Genomic DNA, 19,294 nt, shown 5'->3' with positions numbered 1-19,294 from the left:
GGTGCGCTGACGCGAGCGCGGGTCTCCGACGTGAACGCGCCCCTCCGGAGGGGCGCGCTCTCGTCTGTGGGTCGCGGTCCGTCCAGCGCCCCGCGCTGACCACAGCACCGACCGGGGCACGTCCGGCGGCTCGTAGAATGAAGCAATGACCTCTCTCCCCCACGACGAGCCTGCGAACCACGCTCCCGGCGACGACGCGGGCATCGATCCCACCGATCTCGAGGTCACGCTGCGCGTCCTCCAGACCATGGCGACGATGGACGAGGAGCACCCCGACTACCTCCAGGTGCGCCGCGCCACCGCCAAGATGTTCAAGGCGGTCAAGAAGGAGCGCCGACTCGACCGTCGGGCCCGGATCGCCGACGCCGACCGCGCCGTGATCGCCGCCACCGCGACGGGCGCCCCCGACCGCATCGACGACGAGACGCGGGGCATCCCGCTCGCCACCACCACGACGGCCCCGACCGCCGGCGAACTGCTGGTGCCGCGCAACTGCTACATCTGCAAGCAGCCGTACACGACGGTCGACGCCTTCTACCACCAGCTCTGCCCGCAGTGCGCGGCGATGAGCCACGCGAAGCGCGACGCCCGCACCGACCTCACCGGCAAGCGCGCCCTCCTCACCGGCGGCCGCGCGAAGATCGGCATGTACATCGCGCTGCGACTCCTGCGCGACGGCGCACACACCACCATCACGACGCGGTTCCCACGCGACGCCGTCCGACGCTTCAGCGCGCTCCCCGACAGCGCCGACTGGCTGCACCGCCTGCGCGTCGTCGGCATCGACCTCCGCGACCCGGCCCAGGTCATCGCCCTCGCGGACTCCGTGGCTGAGCAGGGTCCGCTCGACATCCTCATCAACAACGCCGCGCAGACGGTCCGCCGCACGAAGGGCGCGTACCAGCCGCTCGTCGACGCGGAGCTCGCCCCGCTGCCCGACGGCCCACTGCCCGAGCTCGTCACCTTCGGCCACACCAACGACGCGCACCCGCTGTCGCTCGCGGCGTCGGTGTCCGCGCACCCGATCCTCGCCGCTGCGGCCGCCAAGGCCGACGCCCTCACCGAGGCGGCCATGACGGCCGGGTCGTCCTCGCTCGAACGCCTCGCCGCCGGCACCGCGATCGACGCCGGTGGACTCGTGCCCGACGTCGACCACAGCAACAGCTGGGTGCAGAACGTCGACCAGGTCGAGCCCATCGAGATGCTCGAGGTCCAGCTGGCGAACGCCACCGCCCCGTTCATCCTCATCAGTCGCCTGCGTGCCTCGATGGCCGCATCCGACTTCCCGCGCACCTACGTGGTCAACGTCTCCGCGATGGAGGGCGTCTTCGGTCGCGGGTACAAGGGCCCGGGCCACCCGCACACGAACATGGCGAAGGCCGCGCTGAACATGCTCACCCGGACGAGCGCGCGGGAGATGTTCGAGACCGACGGCATCCTGATGACGAGCGTCGACACCGGCTGGATCACCGACGAGCGCCCGCACCCGACCAAGGTGCGACTGGCGGAGGAGGGCTTCCACGCCCCGCTCGACCTCGTCGACGGCGCGGCGCGGGTGTACGACCCGATCGTCCGCGGCGAGGCCGGCGAGAACCTCTTCGGCGTCTTCCTCAAGGACTACCGCCCGAGCTCCTGGTGAGCTTCGACGCGCGGTCGTGGTCGAGGACCCGGCCATGATCGGTCCGGACGCCGTCCGCTTCCTCCGGGAGGCACCGCTCGGTTCGCGGGTCGTCGTGCGCTTCGCACTGCCCGAGGGCGCTGAGGCGGGTGCGACCGACGCCCTCGGCGAGCTCGTCGAGCGGTCGGCGACGGGCTGCACGGTCGAGACCATGCGCGGACCGGTCGTGATCGCCGATGCCGACGTCATCGCGGCGAAGCCCGTCCCGCCGGCACCGGCACCACGGGAACGTCGCCGCTCGCCCTAGGCTGGGCCGATGAGCAGCGAAGTCGTCCAGGACCCGTCGCCGACGCAGCATCGCGTCGAAGTGACACTCCGACGTCCCTGGTACGGCGCTTTCCAGCGTCCGACGGTGGTGTTCGACGGGCGCGGCCAGCCAGCGCAGTGGGGTACGGGGAGCTGGCAGGTCGGCGGGACGGACGTCTCCTTCGAGGTCTTCCTCTTCAACCGGGTCTGGCGGTACGGCGCGGCCAGGACCACCTTGACCGCCGGTGTCGACACGTCGCTCGTGTACCGCGCTCCACTCCTGCCGTTCCTCCCCGGTCGGTTCACAGCGAGCTGAGCACTGGCTCGGAAGCCCGTCGGCGGCCGCCCCTAGGCTGGCCGGATCACCCCATCACGCACGGGCATCGGGAGAACACGGCATGGCGAAACGCACCGGAACGACGGCACCACGGCTCGACCCCGTCCGGCTCATCGGATTGACCGACGGCGACGAGGGCGCCCTCGACGCACACGACAGTGTCGAAGGTCTGCGGTTCGCCGACCTCGACCTGTCGCACCGCGACCTCTCGGGCATCACGATCTCCGAATCCTTGCTCGCGGGCATTCGAGCCGACCAGACCGACTTCCGGGCGGCGTCGTTCCTCGACACCCGGCTCGAACGATGGGACGCGCCCATCCTCCTCGCCCCTCGGATTCGGCTGCGCGACGTCGAGCTGGAGGGCTCCCGGGTCGGTTCCGCCGACTGCTACGACGCGAACTGGCAGTCGGTGCGGGTCACCGGGTGCAAGCTCGGGTTCGTCAACCTGCGCGGGGCCGTGCTGCAGGACGTCCTGTTCGACGACTGCACGATCGACGAACTCGACCTCGCCGATGCGACGGCCACCCGGGTGCGCTTCGTCGACTGCACCCTCAACAGTCTCGACGTCACGCGGGCGAGGCTCACCGACGTCGACCTCCGGACGCTCGAGCTGCGTCGCATCGCGGGCATCGAGCATCTGCGGGGCGCGACGATGACCCCGTTCCAGGTCGGCGAGCTCGCGGCGATGTTCGCCGAGCAGTTCGGCATCCGAGTCGAGGACTGACCTCTGGGGTTGCGCCAGCGCGGTGCGCTGACGTCACCGCGGGTCTGACGCGTGAGCGCGGGTCTCCGGAGACTCGCGCTCACGCGTGTGACCCGCGCCCACGCCGGTTCCCCAGCGCTCGCGTCAGCGCCCCGCGCTGGCACCCGATGACCCGCGCTCGCGCCAGCGCACCGCGCTGGCACCCGAGCCACCGTTACCCGCTACCGGGGCAGACGGACCCCGATGCGCTCCAGGTGCGCGTTCGAGAAGGTCCCTGCCGGGTCCAACTCCTCGAAGAGGTCCCGCGCGTCGGCGAGCCGCGGCACGACCTCGGCGATGCGCTCGGCCGTCAGCAGGTTGAGCTTGCCCCAGTGCGGGCGGGCACCGAAGGGCGCGAGCGCCTCCTCGATCGCGGGCAGCACCGCCCGGACCTCCTCGGGCAGGTTGCGCCAGGTGAAGTGCACGGCGAGCATCTCCCGGTGGTACGCACCGCTCAGCCAGAGCTTGTCGGGCGCCGCCGTGCGCAGTTCGGTCACGAGCAGCAGCGGAGCGATGCGGTCGCCGAGCGCACGCAGGGCCGTGATCGCGGCGGGTCCGTCGGCGCGGTCGATGAAGTACTCGGTCTGGATCTCGTCGCCGTTGCTCGGCGTCGACTCGAGCCGGAAGTGCGGCAGTCGCTCCCACCAGTCGCCGGGGACACCACCCTGCAGCGTGAGGTTGTCGGGGTCCGTCTCGACGAGGTTGCCGGCGGTCAGGGAGTCCCGCTGCACGCCGAGCCACGACTCCGGGACGACGGGCAGCTCGTCGTCACCAGCGGCCAGGCGGGTCTTCCACCAGATCTGCTCGACGGTGTCGCCGAGCCAGTTCGTGAAGATGCTGACGCTGTAGGCGCCGCCGGTGACGCCCTCGAAGTCGGCGAGGACGGCGTCCCACGGGACGTCGCGGTAGACGTCCTGACGCACGCGGTAGGCGGGCTGCACGTCGACCGTCACGCGCACCACGATGCCGTACGCGCCGAGCCCGACGACGAGTCCGTCGAAACCGGGGTCCCCACGACGGACGTGGACGAGCTCGCCCGTGGCGTCGACGTACTCGAGACCGCTGACGGCCGAGGACAGGATGCCGTTGTCGTTGCCGGAACCGTGGGTGCCGGTCGCGATCGCGCCGCCGATGGAGATGTGCGGGAGCGAGCCCATGTTGTGGAAGGCGAGGCCCTGTTCGGCGAGCCAGGCGGCGGCGATCCCGTAGCGGGTCCCGGCTCCGATCGTCACCGAGCCGGCGGCCTCGTCGAACACCGGGTCGGCGGGGATGTCGAGCACCGTGATGAGCGTGCCGTCGGAGTCGGCGAGGTCGGTGAACGAGTGTCGGGTGCCGAGGGCGCGGACGCGCGTGCCCGTCCTGGCGGCCACCGCGACGAGTGCGCGGACCTCGTCGATCGACGTGGCGTTCACGATCCGCGGCGCTGCGAAGGTGTGCGTGCCGGCCCAGTTGCGTTCAAGCGTCATGAGCGCAAGCTTGCCAGAGCCGGGACGACCCGCAGGCGTTCCCGAAACATTTCCGGTCAGGCGGGCGGGGCGGCGTGCTTGTTCTCGAGCAGGATGCCGACGGAGACGAGCACGACCGCGCCGAGGAACTGCGCGATGATCCAAGGGATGCCGCTGAACGGGAGCGGGAGGACCGGGTTCCACACGATCGCGACGAGCAGCGTCGGGATCAACCACAGCGGCTGCTTGGCCTGCCAGGCGAACACGGCCATGATGAGCGCGAGGATGCTCACCACGAACAACACGATCGTGAAGGCGTCGAGTTCGAGCAGTGCGAGCCCGAGCATGAGCGCGACCGCACCCATGATGCCCGGGATGAGCGCGGGGCGAAGGGCGAAGGGTGCGGGTGCGGGGGTCGGACTCGGCATCCCACGAGTTTACGTGGAGCGGCGGGGCGTCGCCGAGCGGTGCGGCGGGGCCGATGCGGCACAATCGCTGCATGGGGGTTCTCATCTACGGTGCCGGAAGTCACTACGACTTCGACGACCGCGTGCTCGCCCACCTCAGGGCGGCGATCGGCAACAAGCTGCGTCGTCGGGAGTCCTTCTTCGTCGAATGGACCAAGGGGGCTGTGGACGGCGGCGGGCGGGTGAGTCTCTGGATCACGAGCGACGTCCCGTTGCAGTTCCGGTTCGCGCAGCCGGAGCCGTCGGTCAACCAGGCGTGGGTGCGCGCCCTGCTCGACTCCTCCTACACGCCGGGCGGCATGATGCTGACGCCAGAACCCAGCACTGCGACCGATCCGGAGACGGCGTGAGTGGAGGGCTTGCTCAGCGCTGCTCCACCAGCGCGGCGAGTTGCTCCGTGACGATCCCCCAGCCGGCGTGGAAGCCGAGTTCGAGGTGTTCGTCGCGCTGCGCGACCCCGCTGTGGAGCGCGGTCGCTCGGTAGCGGGTGCCGTCGGGGTGGTCAGCGAGGTCGATCACGGCGGTGATGAACGGCTGCTCGGCTGGCCGCCAGCCTGCGGTCAGCGCCGTCGTCCAGACGAGACGCTGCTCCGGAACGACCTCCAGCACGCATCCGGTGATCTGCGGCACGAAGTCGACGCCGTCCTCACTGAACTCGGTGCGGAAGGACCCGCCGGGTCGCAACTCGAACTCGACGACCCGACACACCGCCGGCGACGGCACCCACCACTGCCCGAGCGTCGCGGGGTCGGTCCACGCCGCCCAGACGGCCGATCGCGGCGCGTGGATGATGCGCTCGACCAACAGGTCGCGCTCGTCGGCCGGTTCGGGTTGGGTGTGATCGGTGTCGGTCATGCGATGCTCCTCCGTGGTCAGTCGGCGTCGTCCTCGACGCGGGCGAAACGCGGTCCCTCGTAGCCGTCGCGCGAGACGGGCTCGACGAACATCGCGAGCGGTCGCACCCACGACGTCGGCGGGGTCGTGGTCGTCCGGTAGAAGACGTACGGCTCCTCGGTCTCGCTGTGGCGTCCGACGCCGATGACCTCGTAGCGCGCACCCTTGAAGTGCCGGTAGGTGCCAGGCTCGACGCCGAAGGATTCGCCGTCGTCGGCGCTGGCCGTGCTGTCGTCGCTCATGTCGCGATTCTAGCCAGCGGGCGTCGCGGAGTCAGTGCTCGCTTCGTCGGCCCGGAGCTCGGACACGTGCCGCACCAGATCCTGCATCTGGCGGGGGAACGCCTCGCCGATGTCGATGCCGAACCGGTCGGCGAGCACGAGACAGGACCAGATGGCATCACACAGTTCGTGCTCGAGCTGTTCGAGTCCGATGCCGTCGATGCGACGCGTCCCGTCGAGCGTCATCACGATCTTGGCGAGGTCACCGACGTCGCCGACGAAGCCGAGGGCGACCTCCTGGTTCGTCCACGGGCGTCCGATCCGCTTCGTGCTGAGATCGTCGTAGGCGGCGGCGACCTCCATGGCGTGGGCGTTCAGCGTCGCGAAGTCCTGAGTCATCCCCAGAGCCTAATGAGCGCGCAGCTTGGAGGCCCGACAATCACCCGGCGGTCGGTACCACGTCCCAGTGCTCGCGGATGAGCTTGTCGTCGACCCGGAAGATGTCCGCCGCCAGAACGGGGTCGTCGGCCTTCGCTCCGACGCTCTGCGAGAACGTCCACACGAGGTCGCCGTCGCTCAGCGAGATGACCGACTCCTGCGGCGGGAAGGTCGCGGAACCCGAGAAGAAGGACTTGAGCGCTGCCGTGCCGTTCGGTGCGACCGGGTTGTGCTGGAGGTAGGCGGGGTCGAACGCTTTGTCGAGGATCGAGATGTCCTGGTCGCGGAACAGCGTGTTGTACGCGCTCACCGCGAACGTCCGGTTCTGCTCCTCCTGCGACTCCGACGGCGCGACCGCGGGCTTCGCCGGGTTGTAGAGGTCGCTGAACATTGTGTTGGTGTTCCCGCTCGCCGGCGTCCCGGTCGCGATCGGCTGATCGAACGCCCAGCGCTCGACGACGGCGCCGTCCCGCACCCGGAACAGGTCGACAGCGGCTTCGCCCGTCCGTTCGTCGGCCGGGTCGGAGGCGACCTGGTAGTGCACGGCGACGAGGTCGCCGTCGGCCGCGGTGTGCTTGACGACAGCCTGCGCCCCGGGGACCCGCGTCCGGTCGGCGGTGAACTCCGCCAGGAGCCCGCTCGGACCGGACTTCTGCCCGGAACCGTGCGCGACGGCGTCGGCCGCGACGAGCTTGTCGGTCGTGGCCACCGCCTTCGAGGAGGCGGGGTCGGGGAAGGCGTCCGTGTAGAGCTTGAGCACGGCGGCGAGGTTCCTCTGTTCGGTCTTCGAGTCGCTGCGGTCGCCCGTCGAGCCGCCGTCGGCGCTTCCCTTCCGCGCCGTCGAGACCGAGGACGACGGATCGGGCACGGCTGCCGAGGTGGCCTGGCACCCCGCGAGCAGTGAGACGCCGGCGAGGACGGCGGCGGTGCGGACGAGGGGGACGACGAGGGCACGTGATCTGGTCATGGAATCACTGTGCGACGGCGTTCTGAACCTCAGGTGAGGTGTCACTGGGCTTCGCTGGGAATCCGTGTCTTTCAGTTCTGCGGCGGTTACCGCCCCGCGAGGTCTTTCATTCCGGGTGTTTCATCGGATCTGCGCGGCTTCCCACGACAACCGTCCGCGCCGAGCACGGTAGGCCGCTGCTCGCGAGGCGGTGGCTAAGCTCCGCTCATGAATGCCCCTTCAAACAAGCGTCCATTGTCGACGAAGATCATCGGCAGTGTCGCTGGCCTGATCCTCATCGCCTTGATCATCTGGATAGCCGTGAACACGATTGGGAGGGTGTAGCGAGGACGCAGGCATTCCTTGCCCACAACAACGAAACCGTTCCGGCTGCAGGCCTGAGAACCCTCAGACTGGGCTAGCCGCTCGGCCGGGTCAGCCAGACGATGACGACGATCGTGATGACGACGATCAGAAACCCGATCGCTGCGCGGATGATTCGGCGGCGACTGAACGTGCCCTTCCGCAACGAGTCTCGGGACACGCGGTCCAGATTCGGGAAGATCGCCTGAAACGGCGGCTCGGGCTCTCCTGGTGGGCTCGGAGGCGCCGCTTCTCCCGTCGGCAGATGCGCGCTTCGGTCACGTTCCTCATCGAAGGTAGCCATATTCGACTCTACCGAGCACCGGTCCGGCCCCTGGTACGGTCGAAGCTTCGGCTGGACCCGGGGGCGGGGGAACTATGCAGGGTAGGGCACGTCGTCGTGCCTGGTCGACGGCGCTCATCATCACCATGGCTCTTGTTCTGGACGTCGCCATGCACGTCTATCCGCTACGCCTCCTGGCGCTCGACTTCGAACGGTTCGGCGGCACCGCGGTGCCGTCGAGTGAGGCTATGCGATTCCCGGAGGGCACCGAACTGCTTCGCGTGCGGAACGAATGCACGAACGCCGGCAACGGCGGTTGCTGGTCTCTCTTCACCGTGCGACCACCGATCGGTGAAGCGCGTGCCGCGTTCGAGGACACCTACCTCGTCGAGTTCGGACGAGTGCCCGGGACCTTCTGGGACCCGCAGCCGATCAGCGTCTCGGCAAAGGAGTTCGGTGACGACGTCTGGGTCGTGCGCGGCGACTATTGGCGGGACGCGCCCTAGCGGATGACGCCGGGCCTGCACCGACAAGCCCCCTCCGTCCCGGTGATGCTCGGGGATGCACGGGGCCTCGTCGTGGCGGTACCGATGGGATTCAGTTCCATTTGCGCCGTCACGAAACCATCGCGCCCTTGCGAAAAGCCCCGCCAGATCAGCGCAAATGCCCGCGTCGCCTCACAGGTACACCCACCCGTCCACGGGGAGATCTGCACCAGAAACGCACCACGGCGCATGCGATCCGCTACCGTGAGGACCCGGGTCCGATCGGACTTTGCTGACGCGTCGCCGTCTCAAGATCAGCTCACGCGCGGTCGGATGACGCCGGACCGAGGGGGACCGATCGCTCCACGCCACGCGCAGTTGAGCGCTGTAGAGTTTGGGACATGTCGAGTCCCGAGTCAGACAGGCCAGGGGTTGTCGGTCACACCGCCAGCCCCGTGAACCAGTAGTTGCGACGCCCACGATCGGTGTGCGCGTATTTCTGGCGTGCCCGGGGTACTGGCCGTGGTGACAAGAAGAACCATTTCTTGATCTCTCACCTCGGAGTACTCGATGCCTTTTGCTCTCTACATGCTTGCTCTGGCGGTTTTCGTCATGGGCACCTCAGAATTCATGCTCGCGGGATTGCTCCCCGCGATCGCGACCGAGCTTGATGTCTCGGTCGGCACGGCCGGCCTGCTGACCTCGGCCTTCGCGGTCGGTATGGTCATCGGCGCGCCAGTAATGGCGGCGTTCGCTCGCCGCTGGCCACCGCGGCTCACGTTGATCGTCTGCCTTCTCGTGTTCGCGGGAAGTCACGTGGTCGGAGCGATGACACCCGTGTTCTCGCTCCTCCTCATCACCCGGGTGCTCAGCGCTCTTGCAAACGCAGGATTCCTCGCCGTAGCACTGAGCGCGGCAACTACCCTCGTGCCAGCGAACCAGAAGGGGCGGGCACTGTCGATCCTGCTCTCCGGCACGACGATCGCAACCGTCGCGGGTGTCCCCGCGGGGTCTTTGCTCGGCACAGCGCTGGGCTGGCGAACGACGTTCTGGGCGATCGCAATCCTCTGTATTCCGGCGGTCTGCGGAGTCATCCGAGGGATCACGAATAACGCCGGTCAGACCGATTCAAGCGCTTCCTCGCCACGGCTTCATGCCGAGCTCAGCCAGTTGGCACAGCCGCGGCTCATCCTGGCCATGGCACTTGGAGCGGTGATCAACGGAGGGACCTTCGCGGCATTCACTTTCCTCGCACCCGTCGTGACCGAGACCGCGGGGATGGCTGGTGGGTGGGTGTCCGTCGCGCTGGTGATGTTCGGCATGGGATCGTTCCTTGGCGTCACGATTGCAGGGCGACTGTCGGATCGACGCCCCGGCGTCGTGCTTGCGGTCGGCAGTCCGCTGCTGCTGACAGGCTGGATCGCATTGGCATTGGTCGCGTCGCATCCCGTCGCGCTTATCATCCTCGTCTTCGTTCAGGGCTTCCTGTCGTTCGGCGTGGGTAGCACCGTGATCACTCGTGTGCTGTATGCGGCGTCGGGTGCGCCAACGATGGGCGGTTCGTACGCAACCGCAGCATTGAACATCGGAGCTGCCGCGGGGCCCGTGCTTGGCGCGTTCGGGCTCGCGACCGGGCCGGGCTTACTCGCTCCGATCTGGATCGCATCGACGCTGACAGCGATCGCTCTCGTCATCATGCTCCTCGCGGGGCACGCGCTCACGAAGGCTGCTGCGGAGGCGAGTCGATGACTCACCCGAGTGCGCTTCTCAAGCTTCGTACATCCTCGACACCTGAGCCGTCATGCGAGGTCGGATCTGACCCCGTTCGAACCCCGCCGAATGAACCTTGATCGGCACACTTGTCCGAAGACCTGCATGACGCTCGCACCACGCCACAGCCAGAAATACAGAAAACCCCTGGACAACCAGGGGTTTTCTATGGCGGTACCGGTGGGATTTGAACCCACGGTGCTCTTTCAAGCACACAACTTTTCGAGAGTTGCACCTTCGGCCGCTCGGACACGGTACCGGGGTCGAGTGTAATAGAAGACGAGCGCCGACGCGAATTGAGCGATGCCGGTCATCCACAGGCGGCGCGGAGGGCCGGCGGTGTCGGCGGCCGCGCTTAGGCTGGCCGCATGGCCAAGGCACCCTCCCCCGCATTCCGCTGCACCGAATGCGGCTGGACCACCGCCAAGTGGGCCGGCCGATGCGGTGAATGCCAGCAGTGGGGCACGGTCGTCGAAGCGTCGGCTCCCACCGGCGTCCTCGGCAAGCTGACCCCGATCCGCGCCACGGACGAACGCGCCGCACGCCCCATCACGCAGGCAAGCGCCGACGAGGCACCGCGCTGGTCGAGCGGTATCGCCGAGTTCGACCGGGTGCTCGGCGGCGGCATCGTCCCCGGCGCCGCGATCCTCCTCTCCGGCGAGCCGGGCGTCGGCAAGTCGACCCTGCTCCTCGAGGTCGCGTCCCGAGCGGCGAAGACCGGCGCCCGCGTCCTCTACGTCAGCGCCGAGGAATCGGTCGGCCAGGTCCGCCTCCGCGCGGAACGCACGGGGGCCCTCCACGACGACCTCTACCTCGCCTCCGAGACCGACCTCGCCACCATCCTCGGCCACATCGACCAGGTGCAGCCCAAGCTCCTCATCGTCGACTCCGTCCAGACCGTGTCCTCCTCGCAGTCCGACGGCCTCGCCGGACAACCCGGCCAGGTCCGCGAAGTCTCCGCCGTGCTCACCCGTATCGCCAAGGAACGCGACCTCCCGATCCTCCTCGTCGGCCACGTCACGAAAGACGGCTCGATCGCCGGCCCCCGGCTCCTCGAGCACCTCGTCGATGTCGTGTGTCAGTTCGAAGGCGACCGCCACACCGCGCTCCGCTTCCTCCGCGCGCAGAAGAACCGCTTCGGCGCCACCGACGAGGTCGGCTGCTTCGAGATGGCCGGCGACGGCATCGCCGAGGTCCCCGACCCGAGCGCCCTCTTCCTCAGCCAGAACGAACCCGTGGCCGGTACCTGCGTCACCATCGTCATGGAAGGCCGTCGCGCACTGCCCGTCGAGGTCCAGGCCCTCATCAACAAGACGCAGGCACCGAACCCCCGCCGGGTCACCAACGGCGTCGACCCGTCACGTGTCGCGATGATCCTCGCGGTGCTGCACGGCCGTTACTCCTACGACCTCACCGACCACGACGTCTACATCTCCACCGTCGGCGGCGTGAAGATCAGCGAACCGGCAGCCGACCTCGCGATCGCCCTCGCCCTCGTCTCCGTCATCCGCGACCTCGCCCTCCCCCGCGACCTCGCGGCCTACGGCGAGATCAGCCTCAGCGGCGAAGTGCGTCCGGTGAGCGTCGCGAAGCAGCGCGGCTCGGAGGGCAACCGACTCGGCTACAAGCTGCTGCTCAATTCCGACGTCAGCAACGACCTCAAGTCGGTGCTGGGCATCGCGAAGACCGCAGCCGAGGCCGCACGGCCCGCCCGACGCGAACGCGAGCTCGACGCGGCCTTCTGAGCGCGCCCGCGCACCTGCTCCACGAACCAGGCCCGGGGGCGTGCTGCTCACAACTCCTGCGGACTGGTCCCGCAGGGGCCCAGAACGGGACCTGCCGGGGTTCGGAGGACGACGTGCAGGAGTTGTGAACCGCGGACGACGCCGAGAGCGGGACTTGCGGTCGGGGTCGGGCTATTCGGCGGCCGGCGCCTCGAGCTCGAGGACCCGCAGCAGTTCCTCCGGCGAGGCCTGCAGCGAGTGCGGACCGGCGACGTCGAAGAGCACCGTCTCGATGTCGTCGCCGTAGGTGCGGAGGAAGCTCGCGAGCCAGGCACCGTCGTGCAGGCCGACGTAGGGCGGCAGGGCGGCCGGCTTGTTCTTCGCGTCGGAGAAGAGGAGCAGCGCGAGCCTCGCGGTCTCAGGCTGGCGGAACATCCAGACCTCGCCGGTCTCCGTCGGCTTGTCGGGGTTACCCGGCTTCATGAGCGGGACGACGAAGCGGCCGTTCCGCAAGGCGAGTGCCACGGCAACCATGTCGCCGGCGGCGAGGGCCGCGGCCAAAGGCTCGGAACGGAACTCGGGTCGCTTCTGCTTCGCCATGCGTCCATTGTCGCAGGCTGGTGCGGGGCTGCGGGTCGAGCACTTCGACAGGCTCAGTGACCGGGGCGGGAGCGGCTCAGTGACCGGGGCGGGAGCGGCTCAGTGACCGGGGGGGGCTCAGTGACCGGAGTGGCTCGGCGAGCAGGTTCCGTCAGTTGAGCAGGAACTGCGCGCTGTCAGCGGAGGCGAAGCCGCCGATCGAGGTGTTCAGGTGGTACGAGGCGCCACCGGCGGGCACCGGGTCGCGCGGCTGGTCGCAGGTGTCGGGCGCCGACCGCGTGCGGTCCCAGGTGATCGGCGGGTTCGACGAGACCGTCTTCCCCGGCTCGAGGAGCACCTGCTGGTCACTCGGTCCGGTCTGGCAGTCGGTCGACGTCCAGTACGGCTCCTCACCGCTCGAAACGGTGAACACCTGCTGGCTCGTACCGGCGTTCATCGTGCACGCGGCCGAGCCGGTGTTCGTCACGCTCAGCGACAGCTGCGGGAGTTCGTCCGCCGCGAAGCTCGTCCCGTTCACGACGGCCTCGACGCGGATCTGGTCGGCCGTGCACGCGGCCGCCGAACCGGGGTCGGTGGTCGCGGACTCATCGATCGGTGCGGTGGTCGACGCCTCGGGAGCCGGGGTCGGCGCAGGGGTCGCTGTGGGCGTCGGGGTGGGCGTCGCGGCGGTGTTCTGGGTGCCCGGACCCGACGCGAGCCGGACGATGAGCACGATGACCAGGACGATGACGGCAAGCAGGACGCCGAACACGATCAACCTGCGTCGCCAGTAGACGGCGGGCCGCTCCGGTCCGCGGGGATTCGTGAGGCTCGACATGCTCACAGATTAAGTGCAGTGGCGCGGAAACACCCGATGCCCCGCCGTCGGTGCGGACCGTGGTCCGACCGATGACGAGGCATCGGGATGGTGCTGGTGGTGCTGATGGTGCCGGGTGGTGCTCGGTGATGCGAGCGCCTAGAGCTGCTGCGCCGAGCGACGACGGGCGATCACGAGCGCGAGGCCGCCGACGAGGAGCAGTGCGGCGAGCGCCGCGTTCCCCCACGGCTCGGCACCGGTCTTGCTCAGGCTGCCGTCCTGGCTGCCGCCGGCCGTTCCCGAACCGGTCCCGCCGCCCGCACCGGGCTGGGTGCCCGGGTCGGTGCCGGGGTCGACCGCCGCAGCCTGCACGACGATGTCCTGCCAGCCGATGACGTTGCCGTCGGCGTCCTGGACGACGAGGCGGTGGGCACCGACCGGCGCGTCCTCAGGAACCGTGACCTGCACGTTGCCGTCCGCGTCGACCTGCACGAGGCCGTCGCTGACGAGGATCGGGTCGGAGTGCAGCCAGACGCTGACCCAGGTGCCGGCGTACTCCTTGCCGACGTGGATCGTGGCGAGCTTGCCGATGATGAAGTCGGTGATCGCCTTGATCAGGTCCTTGAGCGCCTGGATGAGCGCGGACTCCGGTGCGGGCGTCGGCGGCATGACAACCGGCGGCGTCGCGACCGTGAGCGGCACCGTGAGCGTCGTCCCCGACTCGAGTGCCGTGAGGCGCACCGTCGCCGCGCCGTCAGCGGTACCCGCCGGGACGGTGAACGAGACCGTCGCGGCCCCCGCGGTGACCGGGACCGTCCCGATCGGCGAGCCGTTGAGTTCGATCGCCAGCGAGGTGTTCACCGGGCTGCCGGTCGAGGTGAGGTCGAGCTTCGCGACGTCGAACGAGACCGTCTTCCCAGCGGCGACCGCTGCGGTCGGCGCGTTCGTGACCTGCACGCTCTGGCGGGCGAAGTCCGGGGACACCGGGCTGTTCGCCGTCAGGTAGGCGATCCACGCGTCGCGGTCGACGAGACCGGAGTCGCGCGTGTCCGTGCCGTTCGCGAACTCACGGAAGTTGTCGCCACCCTGCAGCAGGAAGCTGAAGGAGCCGATCCGGTAGCTCTTGCTCGGGTCGATCGGCGCACCGTTCACCGTGATGCTCGTGATCCGCTGTCCCTGGGCCTTCGTGGGGTCGAACGTGTACTGCACGTTCGACGACAGTCCGAGCTGCAGGTACGGACGGGACGGGACGTTCCCGGCCGCGTCGAGCTGCCACTGCTGCTCGAGCACGGTCTTGAACTGTGCACCCGTGAGCGAGGTCGTCCACAGGTTGTTGAGGAACGGCAGCACCGCGTTCGCCTCGGCGTACGTGATGTCGCCCGCGAGGATCTCCTCACGCATGCCACCCGGGTTGACGATGCCGATGTCGGCTCCGCCCCGGTCGGCACTCGAGAGCGAGGCACGGAGCGAGTCGGCGACGAGCGCACCGAGCGTCGACTCGGCGCCGCGGTCGTCCTTCACCCCGTTGTTGAACGCGCGGGTGATGTCGGCCTTCGCCTCACCGATCTTCTGGTTGCCGATCTCCGCCGCGACCGCGAGGGCCTTGTCGGTGATCGTCTTGACCGTCGCGACCGCGGGGAACTGCTTGACCAGGTCGGCCTCGGCAACGGTGGTGCGTGCGACGTTCTTCGCCGTGTAGGCGGTGACGTCACCCGACGCGCGGTCGACGGTCAGCGTGATCTGACCGATGAACTCGCCGTAGCTGCCGGTCTGGAGCACCGGACGGGTCTTGCCGGTCACGCCGGGGATCGGAGCGTCCCACGCGTACTGCTTGTGCGTGTGGCCGGTGAAGATGGCGTCGACGTCCGCGCTCGTCGTGGTGACGATCTCGGTGAAGGCGCTCTGTTCGGCGAGCTCCTGCTCGAGGGTCGCGCCGTCCGGCGTGCCGGCTCCGGCACCCTCGTGGTACTCGGCGACGATGACGTCGGCCTCACCGTTGGACTCGTCGCCATCGGTCAGCTGCGCCGCGACGCGGTTCACGGCCTCGACCGGGTCCCCGAAGTCGAGGTCGGCGATGCCGGCGGGCGACACGAGCGTCGGCGTCTCCTGCGTGATGGCGCCGACGACGGCGACCTTCACTCCGTCGATGTCGAGGATCGTGTACTCCTCGAGCGCGGGCTTCTTCGTGCCCTTCTCGTACACGTTGGCCCCGAGGTACGGCCAGGCGGCGTTCTTCCCGTCGGCCATGACACGGTCGACGAGGTCGCCGTAGCCCTGGTCGAACTCGTGGTTGCCCACCGCGGAGGCCTTCAGGCCGAGTGCGTTGAGCACGTCGATCGTCGGCTGGTCCTGCTGCGACGACGAAGCGAAGAGCGAGGCACCGATGTTGTCACCAGCGGAGATGAACGCCGTCTGGTCGGGTGCGAACATCGCCTTGAGCTGCTCGATCGTGCCCGCGAACTTCGTCGTGTTGGCGTCGATCCGACCGTGGAAGTCGTTGATGTTGAGCAGGTTGACGGTCGCAGACTCGCTCGCGTCGGCGCTGATGCCGACGATCACGGGGTCGTGGTCGCTCGAGCGGAACATGTCCGGCACGTTGAAGTCGGTCACGTTCGCGTTGTAGCGGGAGTACTCGAGGGCGATCGACTCGACGGAGTTGATGTTCCACACGTCGGCACCGGTGACGCTCTGGTCGGCTTCCGGCGACGCGAAGATGTGGTCGAGGGACCCGACCGCACCGTCGAACGCGTAGGTGTACTCCCCGGTCTTGGCCTCCTGGCTGATGTAGCCGGCGTCGCGGAGCACGTCCAGCGGGTCCTCGGCGTCGTAGGAGTTGAAGTCGCCGACGAGGAAGACCTTCTTCGTGCCGATGTCCTTCGAGACCGTGTCGGCGAAGGTCACGAGGGCCTTGGCCTGACGCGTGCGGTCGCCGGTGAAGGCGCCCTGGCCGGTGTTGGCGTTGTCGCCCGTCGCGGCCTTGGAAGTGCTCTTCGACTTGAAGTGGTTCGCGATCACGAGGAACGTCGCCGCGTCGTCCGCACCCTTGGGCTTGAACGCCTGCGCGTCTGGCTCACGGGCGTTGTCGAAGGCCGGCTCGTCGAGCAGGATGCGCGACTCACCGACGGTCTCGACGGCGGCCGACTTGTAGATGAACGCCGTCCGGATGACGTCCTCGTCCGCGGGAACCTTCGCGGGCGACGGGACGAACGTCCAGGTGCCCGCACCGGCATCGGCGTTGAGCGCCGCGGTCAGGGTCTTCAGCGCGTCGTCGCGGTCGAGGCCGATCGAGGCGGAGTTCTGGATCTCCTCGAGCGAGACGACGTCGGCGTCGAGGGCGTTGATCGCCGAGACGATCTTCGCCTGCTGACGCGCCAGGCTCTCGGCCGTCGCCGCTCCTCGGACGCCGCAACCGGCGGCATCGGAGTCGTCGACGGTCGTCTTGCCGCCCTCACGGTCGGTGAAGAAGGTGCAGCCGGTGCGCGAGTCGCCGGTGGTGGCGAAGTAGTTGAGCACGTTGAAGGTCGCGAGGGACACGTCGCCGCCGACCCCGCGAGGCGAGGTGGAGCGTGTGTTCTCGAAGGACGCTGGCTGCACATCCGCGGCGTTGGCGCCGGTGAGGTGCTGCGTGGGCTGGAACTTCCAGTTGCTGTTGCGGAAGTCGAAGACGACCGGTGCGGTGAAGTCGACGGCGGCACCGACCCGGACGGGCGCGGTGGTCGAGACGTACGGGAGCGGGATGCCCGTGTTCTCAGCCTTCGAGAAGTCCACGGTAGAGCCGTCGTCGAGGACGACCTTCTCCGCCGGCACACGGGCCGCGGCCGCGAGCGCCTCAGCAGAACCGGGCTTGCCGAGGACCGTCGGCGTGACGAACGGCGTCGTCGATGCCGCGAGCGCGACCTCGCCGTAGCGGTTCGTGCTGTAGGTGTCGGTGACCGTGTAGTCGCCGGCCGGGTCGAGCAGCATGCCCTCGAGACGCTCGCGTTCTTCGTCGGTGGCCGGGAAGGCGACACTGGCGGCGGTCGGAGCGCTGACACCGGTGGCGTCGAGCACGGAGACGGCGGCCGGGTCGGTGACCTTCAGCTGCGTGAGGCCGTAGTACTCGTCCACGACGCCGGTGACCTGCAGGTACTGGCCGACGGCGACGGAGCCGACGGTGGCCGGCGAGTAGACGAAGACGCCGTCGGACGCGAGGTGCGTCGCGGGGTCGATCGCTCCACCGGTGCCCGCGGTCTGCAGGTAGTAGCCGTTGAAGCCGCCGGTCGGGAAGCTCGCGGTGACGAAGCCCGTGGTGGTGACCGTCTGGCCGACCATCGTGCTCGCGGCACCGCTGCCCTGGATCTCCGCGATCGTCGCCGTACCTGGCTCGACCGGGGTGGTCGGGTCGGTGGGCTCGGGGGTCGGCTCCGGCGTGGGCTCGGGGTCGACCGGGGTATCGCCGGCGCTGTTCTGCGGCGTGACCGTGTCGCTGAGCGTGAAGTCGGCGGCGTTGCTGTCGGTGTCGGCGAAGGTGGTGCGCACGATCGACTGCGGAACGGTGTTGCCCGACGGGGACGGCGACGCGGCCGTCTCGAAGGTGTTCGACGTGCCGTAGCCGAGGAGGTCGACGACAGCCGGGTCGCCGACGACGGAGCCGGGGGTGAGCGTGACCGCGGCGGTCGAGGCGACGAGCGCGAGCGTGCCGTTCTGGCCCTGGGGGCTGAGGGTGCTCGTGACGTCGGGGGTCGGCAGGGCGACGCCGTTGGCGCCGTTCGAGGAGCCGGAGACGAGGTAGTAGCCGCCGGCCGCGATGGAGCCGGTGAGTGGCACGACGGTGGACGAGGCGCCGACGCCGTCGAGCTTGCGGTACTGGATCGACCAGCCGCTGACGTCGACCACCGCGTCGCTCGGGTTGTAGAGCTCGACGAACTTGTTCAGGTAGGGCGCGTTCGCGCTCCCGCCCGAGAGGTAGGCCTCGTTGATGACGACACCGAGGCCGTCGGTCGAGGCGACGGCTGGTGTCGCCACGAGGGGCGCGGCGACGAGCCCGGCAAGGGCGGCGAAGGCGGACAGCCTCCACGGGTGTTTGAACGACATGTGGCTCCGAATCGAGGGCCGTCCTCGTTCGGAGCGCGCGACAACGCACCCCCCATTCGAGGCACAGACGATGGGTAGTGCCTCACAAGCTAACCGACATGCGTGACGGAAGACCACCGCGAATGTGAACGGCACGTAAATCCGGGCCTGCTCATCTGAGCACGGGCTTCGCGTTGGAAACGTGCGAAATCGCTGATCAGCGAGGTATTGTGAACGGTCTCATCGGTCACTCCGACGAGCGCCAACCTTCAAGCTGTGGTTCAGAGCAGCTTGAGCATGCGGGTGTTACCGAGCGTATTCGGCTTGACCCGCGCGAGGTCGAGGAACTCCGCGACACCTTCGTCCGACGAGCGCACGAGCTGTGCGTAGACCTCGGGTGGGACGATCTCCTCGCCGATCTCCTGATAGCCGTGCCTCGTGAAGAAGCCGGTTTCGAAGGTCAGGCAGAACAGGCGACGCAGGCCGAGCTCGATCGCGTCGTGCTCGAGGCGCTCGACGAGCGCGTGGCCGACCCCGGTGCCGAGGTGGTCTGCGGAGACGGCGAGCGTGCGGACCTCACCGAGGTCCTCCCAGATGACGTGCAGCGCGCCGCAGCCGATGAGTTCGCCGTCGGGTGTCTCGGCGACGCGGAACTCCTGGACCGCTTCGTAGAACACGACGTCGTCCTTGCCGAGGAGGATGCGCTGCTGCACGAGCGGTTCGACGAGCGCCTGGATGCGGCGGACGTCGCTCGTGCGGGCGCGACGGACCACATACCCCTGCTGAGCCTGCTCGACCATCCCGCCT

20 protein-coding genes and 1 tRNA gene are annotated in these 19,294 nt (G+C 68.8%); 9 read left to right on the top strand and 12 right to left on the bottom strand.

Annotated elements, in window-relative coordinates; translation table 11 throughout:
• The first annotated feature begins 145 nt into the window (after nt 1-145).
• From IFU30_RS05955 to IFU30_RS05940, 4 genes are all read left to right on the top strand, one after another.
• Complete coding sequence (locus IFU30_RS05955) at nt 146-1,639, top strand: SDR family NAD(P)-dependent oxidoreductase (protein ID WP_064294305.1); 1,494 nt, start codon at nt 146-148, stop codon at nt 1,637-1,639.
• A 34-nt stretch (nt 1,640-1,673) separates the two neighbouring features.
• On the top strand, nt 1,674-1,925 hold the full coding sequence (locus tag IFU30_RS05950; RefSeq protein WP_192004620.1) for a putative acetyltransferase: 252 nt from the start codon (nt 1,674-1,676) through the stop codon (nt 1,923-1,925).
• A 9-nt stretch (nt 1,926-1,934) separates the two neighbouring features.
• Entirely contained in the window at nt 1,935-2,240 is a 306-nt protein-coding gene (locus IFU30_RS05945; protein ID WP_192004619.1) for a hypothetical protein, read from the top strand.
• 82 nt (nt 2,241-2,322) lie between these two features.
• Nucleotides 2,323-2,985 carry a pentapeptide repeat-containing protein gene (locus IFU30_RS05940; RefSeq protein ID WP_192004618.1) on the top strand — a complete coding sequence of 221 codons (663 nt, stop codon included), beginning with the start codon at nt 2,323-2,325 and terminating at the stop codon, nt 2,983-2,985.
• Nucleotides 2,986-3,185: 200 nt separating this feature from the next.
• Here IFU30_RS05940 and IFU30_RS05935 read toward each other — a convergent pair whose 3' ends face one another.
• The gene (locus tag IFU30_RS05935; RefSeq protein ID WP_192004617.1) at nt 3,186-4,469 is read right to left on the bottom strand and encodes an FAD-binding protein; all 1,284 of its coding nucleotides are present in this window, start codon (nt 4,467-4,469) and stop codon (nt 3,186-3,188) included.
• Nucleotides 4,470-4,525: 56 nt separating this feature from the next.
• On the bottom strand, nt 4,526-4,876 hold the full coding sequence (locus IFU30_RS05930; RefSeq protein WP_192004616.1) for a DUF6804 family protein: 351 nt from the start codon (nt 4,874-4,876) through the stop codon (nt 4,526-4,528).
• Between the two features lie 71 nt (nt 4,877-4,947).
• On the opposite strand from IFU30_RS05930, the gene IFU30_RS05925 reads away from it, so the two are divergent.
• Entirely contained in the window at nt 4,948-5,265 is a 318-nt protein-coding gene (locus IFU30_RS05925) for a DUF7882 family protein (protein ID WP_124768759.1), read from the top strand.
• A 13-nt stretch (nt 5,266-5,278) separates the two neighbouring features.
• On the opposite strand, the gene IFU30_RS05920 is transcribed toward IFU30_RS05925, so the two are convergent.
• From IFU30_RS05920 to IFU30_RS20625, 5 genes are all read right to left on the bottom strand, one after another.
• Nucleotides 5,279-5,770, bottom strand: coding sequence for an SRPBCC family protein (locus IFU30_RS05920; protein ID WP_138946468.1), 492 nt, complete (start codon nt 5,768-5,770; stop codon nt 5,279-5,281).
• 17 nt (nt 5,771-5,787) lie between these two features.
• The gene (locus IFU30_RS05915) at nt 5,788-6,051 is read right to left on the bottom strand and encodes a DUF1653 domain-containing protein (RefSeq protein ID WP_192004615.1); all 264 of its coding nucleotides are present in this window, start codon (nt 6,049-6,051) and stop codon (nt 5,788-5,790) included.
• Nucleotides 6,052-6,060: 9 nt separating this feature from the next.
• Nucleotides 6,061-6,429 carry a nucleotide pyrophosphohydrolase gene (locus IFU30_RS05910; RefSeq protein ID WP_229939433.1) on the bottom strand — a complete coding sequence of 123 codons (369 nt, stop codon included), beginning with the start codon at nt 6,427-6,429 and terminating at the stop codon, nt 6,061-6,063.
• A 40-nt stretch (nt 6,430-6,469) separates the two neighbouring features.
• A complete protein-coding gene (locus IFU30_RS05905) occupies nt 6,470-7,435 on the bottom strand; it encodes a nuclear transport factor 2 family protein (protein WP_192004614.1) in 966 nt (321 codons plus the stop codon).
• Between the two features lie 397 nt (nt 7,436-7,832).
• The gene (locus tag IFU30_RS20625; protein WP_274605393.1) at nt 7,833-7,958 is read right to left on the bottom strand and encodes a hypothetical protein; all 126 of its coding nucleotides are present in this window, start codon (nt 7,956-7,958) and stop codon (nt 7,833-7,835) included.
• 248 nt (nt 7,959-8,206) lie between these two features.
• Here IFU30_RS20625 and IFU30_RS05900 point away from each other — a divergent pair, with 248 nt between their 5' ends.
• The 3 genes from IFU30_RS05900 to IFU30_RS05890 all read left to right on the top strand — a co-directional run bounded on the left by IFU30_RS05900 (nt 8,207) and on the right by IFU30_RS05890 (nt 10,294).
• Nucleotides 8,207-8,566 (top strand): hypothetical protein, encoded by a 360-nt coding sequence (locus tag IFU30_RS05900; RefSeq protein ID WP_192004613.1) that lies wholly within the window; start codon nt 8,207-8,209, stop codon nt 8,564-8,566.
• Nucleotides 8,567-9,040: 474 nt separating this feature from the next.
• Complete coding sequence (locus tag IFU30_RS21010) at nt 9,041-9,094, top strand: chloramphenicol resistance leader peptide (protein ID WP_124770126.1); 54 nt, start codon at nt 9,041-9,043, stop codon at nt 9,092-9,094.
• Between the two features lie 21 nt (nt 9,095-9,115).
• Nucleotides 9,116-10,294 carry a Cmx/CmrA family chloramphenicol efflux MFS transporter gene (locus IFU30_RS05890; protein WP_124768753.1) on the top strand — a complete coding sequence of 393 codons (1,179 nt, stop codon included), beginning with the start codon at nt 9,116-9,118 and terminating at the stop codon, nt 10,292-10,294.
• 190 nt (nt 10,295-10,484) lie between these two features.
• On the opposite strand, the gene IFU30_RS05885 is transcribed toward IFU30_RS05890, so the two are convergent.
• A tRNA-Ser gene (locus tag IFU30_RS05885) sits at nt 10,485-10,574 on the bottom strand.
• A 109-nt stretch (nt 10,575-10,683) separates the two neighbouring features.
• Between IFU30_RS05885 and radA the strand changes: the two genes are divergently transcribed.
• Nucleotides 10,684-12,060 (top strand): DNA repair protein RadA, encoded by a 1,377-nt coding sequence (gene radA / locus IFU30_RS05880; RefSeq protein ID WP_137242225.1) that lies wholly within the window; start codon nt 10,684-10,686, stop codon nt 12,058-12,060.
• Nucleotides 12,061-12,231: 171 nt separating this feature from the next.
• Here radA and IFU30_RS05875 read toward each other — a convergent pair whose 3' ends face one another.
• The 4 genes from IFU30_RS05875 to IFU30_RS05860 all read right to left on the bottom strand — a co-directional run bounded on the left by IFU30_RS05875 (nt 12,232) and on the right by IFU30_RS05860 (nt 19,287).
• Complete coding sequence (locus IFU30_RS05875; RefSeq protein WP_086474535.1) at nt 12,232-12,639, bottom strand: SseB family protein; 408 nt, start codon at nt 12,637-12,639, stop codon at nt 12,232-12,234.
• 151 nt (nt 12,640-12,790) lie between these two features.
• On the bottom strand, nt 12,791-13,456 hold the full coding sequence (locus tag IFU30_RS05870) for a hypothetical protein (protein WP_192004612.1): 666 nt from the start codon (nt 13,454-13,456) through the stop codon (nt 12,791-12,793).
• A 138-nt stretch (nt 13,457-13,594) separates the two neighbouring features.
• On the bottom strand, nt 13,595-18,508 hold the full coding sequence (locus IFU30_RS05865) for an ExeM/NucH family extracellular endonuclease (RefSeq protein ID WP_192004611.1): 4,914 nt from the start codon (nt 18,506-18,508) through the stop codon (nt 13,595-13,597).
• A gap of 260 nt (nt 18,509-18,768) precedes the next feature.
• Entirely contained in the window at nt 18,769-19,287 is a 519-nt protein-coding gene (locus tag IFU30_RS05860) for an amino-acid N-acetyltransferase (protein WP_064294321.1), read from the bottom strand.
• Between the last annotated feature and the right edge of the window lie 7 nt (nt 19,288-19,294).

The organism is Plantibacter sp. CFBP 8798 (assembly GCF_014841195.1).
Classification (GTDB): domain Bacteria; phylum Actinomycetota; class Actinomycetes; order Actinomycetales; family Microbacteriaceae; genus Plantibacter; species Plantibacter auratus.
This window is presented reverse-complemented; position numbering and strand designations above follow the sequence as displayed.

Coding starts and splice junctions, on each gene's coding strand:
- IFU30_RS05955 (WP_064294305.1), top strand. CDS start 146: ATGACCTCTCTCCCCCACGACGAGCCTGCGAACCACGCTCCCGGCGAC.
- IFU30_RS05950 (WP_192004620.1), top strand. CDS start 1,674: ATGATCGGTCCGGACGCCGTCCGCTTCCTCCGGGAGGCACCGCTCGGT.
- IFU30_RS05945 (WP_192004619.1), top strand. CDS start 1,935: ATGAGCAGCGAAGTCGTCCAGGACCCGTCGCCGACGCAGCATCGCGTC.
- IFU30_RS05940 (WP_192004618.1), top strand. CDS start 2,323: ATGGCGAAACGCACCGGAACGACGGCACCACGGCTCGACCCCGTCCGG.
- IFU30_RS05935 (WP_192004617.1), bottom strand. CDS start 4,469: ATGACGCTTGAACGCAACTGGGCCGGCACGCACACCTTCGCAGCGCCG.
- IFU30_RS05930 (WP_192004616.1), bottom strand. CDS start 4,876: ATGCCGAGTCCGACCCCCGCACCCGCACCCTTCGCCCTTCGCCCCGCG.
- IFU30_RS05925 (WP_124768759.1), top strand. CDS start 4,948: ATGGGGGTTCTCATCTACGGTGCCGGAAGTCACTACGACTTCGACGAC.
- IFU30_RS05920 (WP_138946468.1), bottom strand. CDS start 5,770: ATGACCGACACCGATCACACCCAACCCGAACCGGCCGACGAGCGCGAC.
- IFU30_RS05915 (WP_192004615.1), bottom strand. CDS start 6,051: ATGAGCGACGACAGCACGGCCAGCGCCGACGACGGCGAATCCTTCGGC.
- IFU30_RS05910 (WP_229939433.1), bottom strand. CDS start 6,429: ATGACTCAGGACTTCGCGACGCTGAACGCCCACGCCATGGAGGTCGCC.
- IFU30_RS05905 (WP_192004614.1), bottom strand. CDS start 7,435: ATGACCAGATCACGTGCCCTCGTCGTCCCCCTCGTCCGCACCGCCGCC.
- IFU30_RS05900 (WP_192004613.1), top strand. CDS start 8,207: ATGGCTCTTGTTCTGGACGTCGCCATGCACGTCTATCCGCTACGCCTC.
- IFU30_RS05890 (WP_124768753.1), top strand. CDS start 9,116: ATGCCTTTTGCTCTCTACATGCTTGCTCTGGCGGTTTTCGTCATGGGC.
- radA (WP_137242225.1), top strand. CDS start 10,684: ATGGCCAAGGCACCCTCCCCCGCATTCCGCTGCACCGAATGCGGCTGG.
- IFU30_RS05875 (WP_086474535.1), bottom strand. CDS start 12,639: ATGGCGAAGCAGAAGCGACCCGAGTTCCGTTCCGAGCCTTTGGCCGCG.
- IFU30_RS05870 (WP_192004612.1), bottom strand. CDS start 13,456: ATGTCGAGCCTCACGAATCCCCGCGGACCGGAGCGGCCCGCCGTCTAC.
- IFU30_RS05865 (WP_192004611.1), bottom strand. CDS start 18,508: ATGTCGTTCAAACACCCGTGGAGGCTGTCCGCCTTCGCCGCCCTTGCC.
- IFU30_RS05860 (WP_064294321.1), bottom strand. CDS start 19,287: ATGGTCGAGCAGGCTCAGCAGGGGTATGTGGTCCGTCGCGCCCGCACG.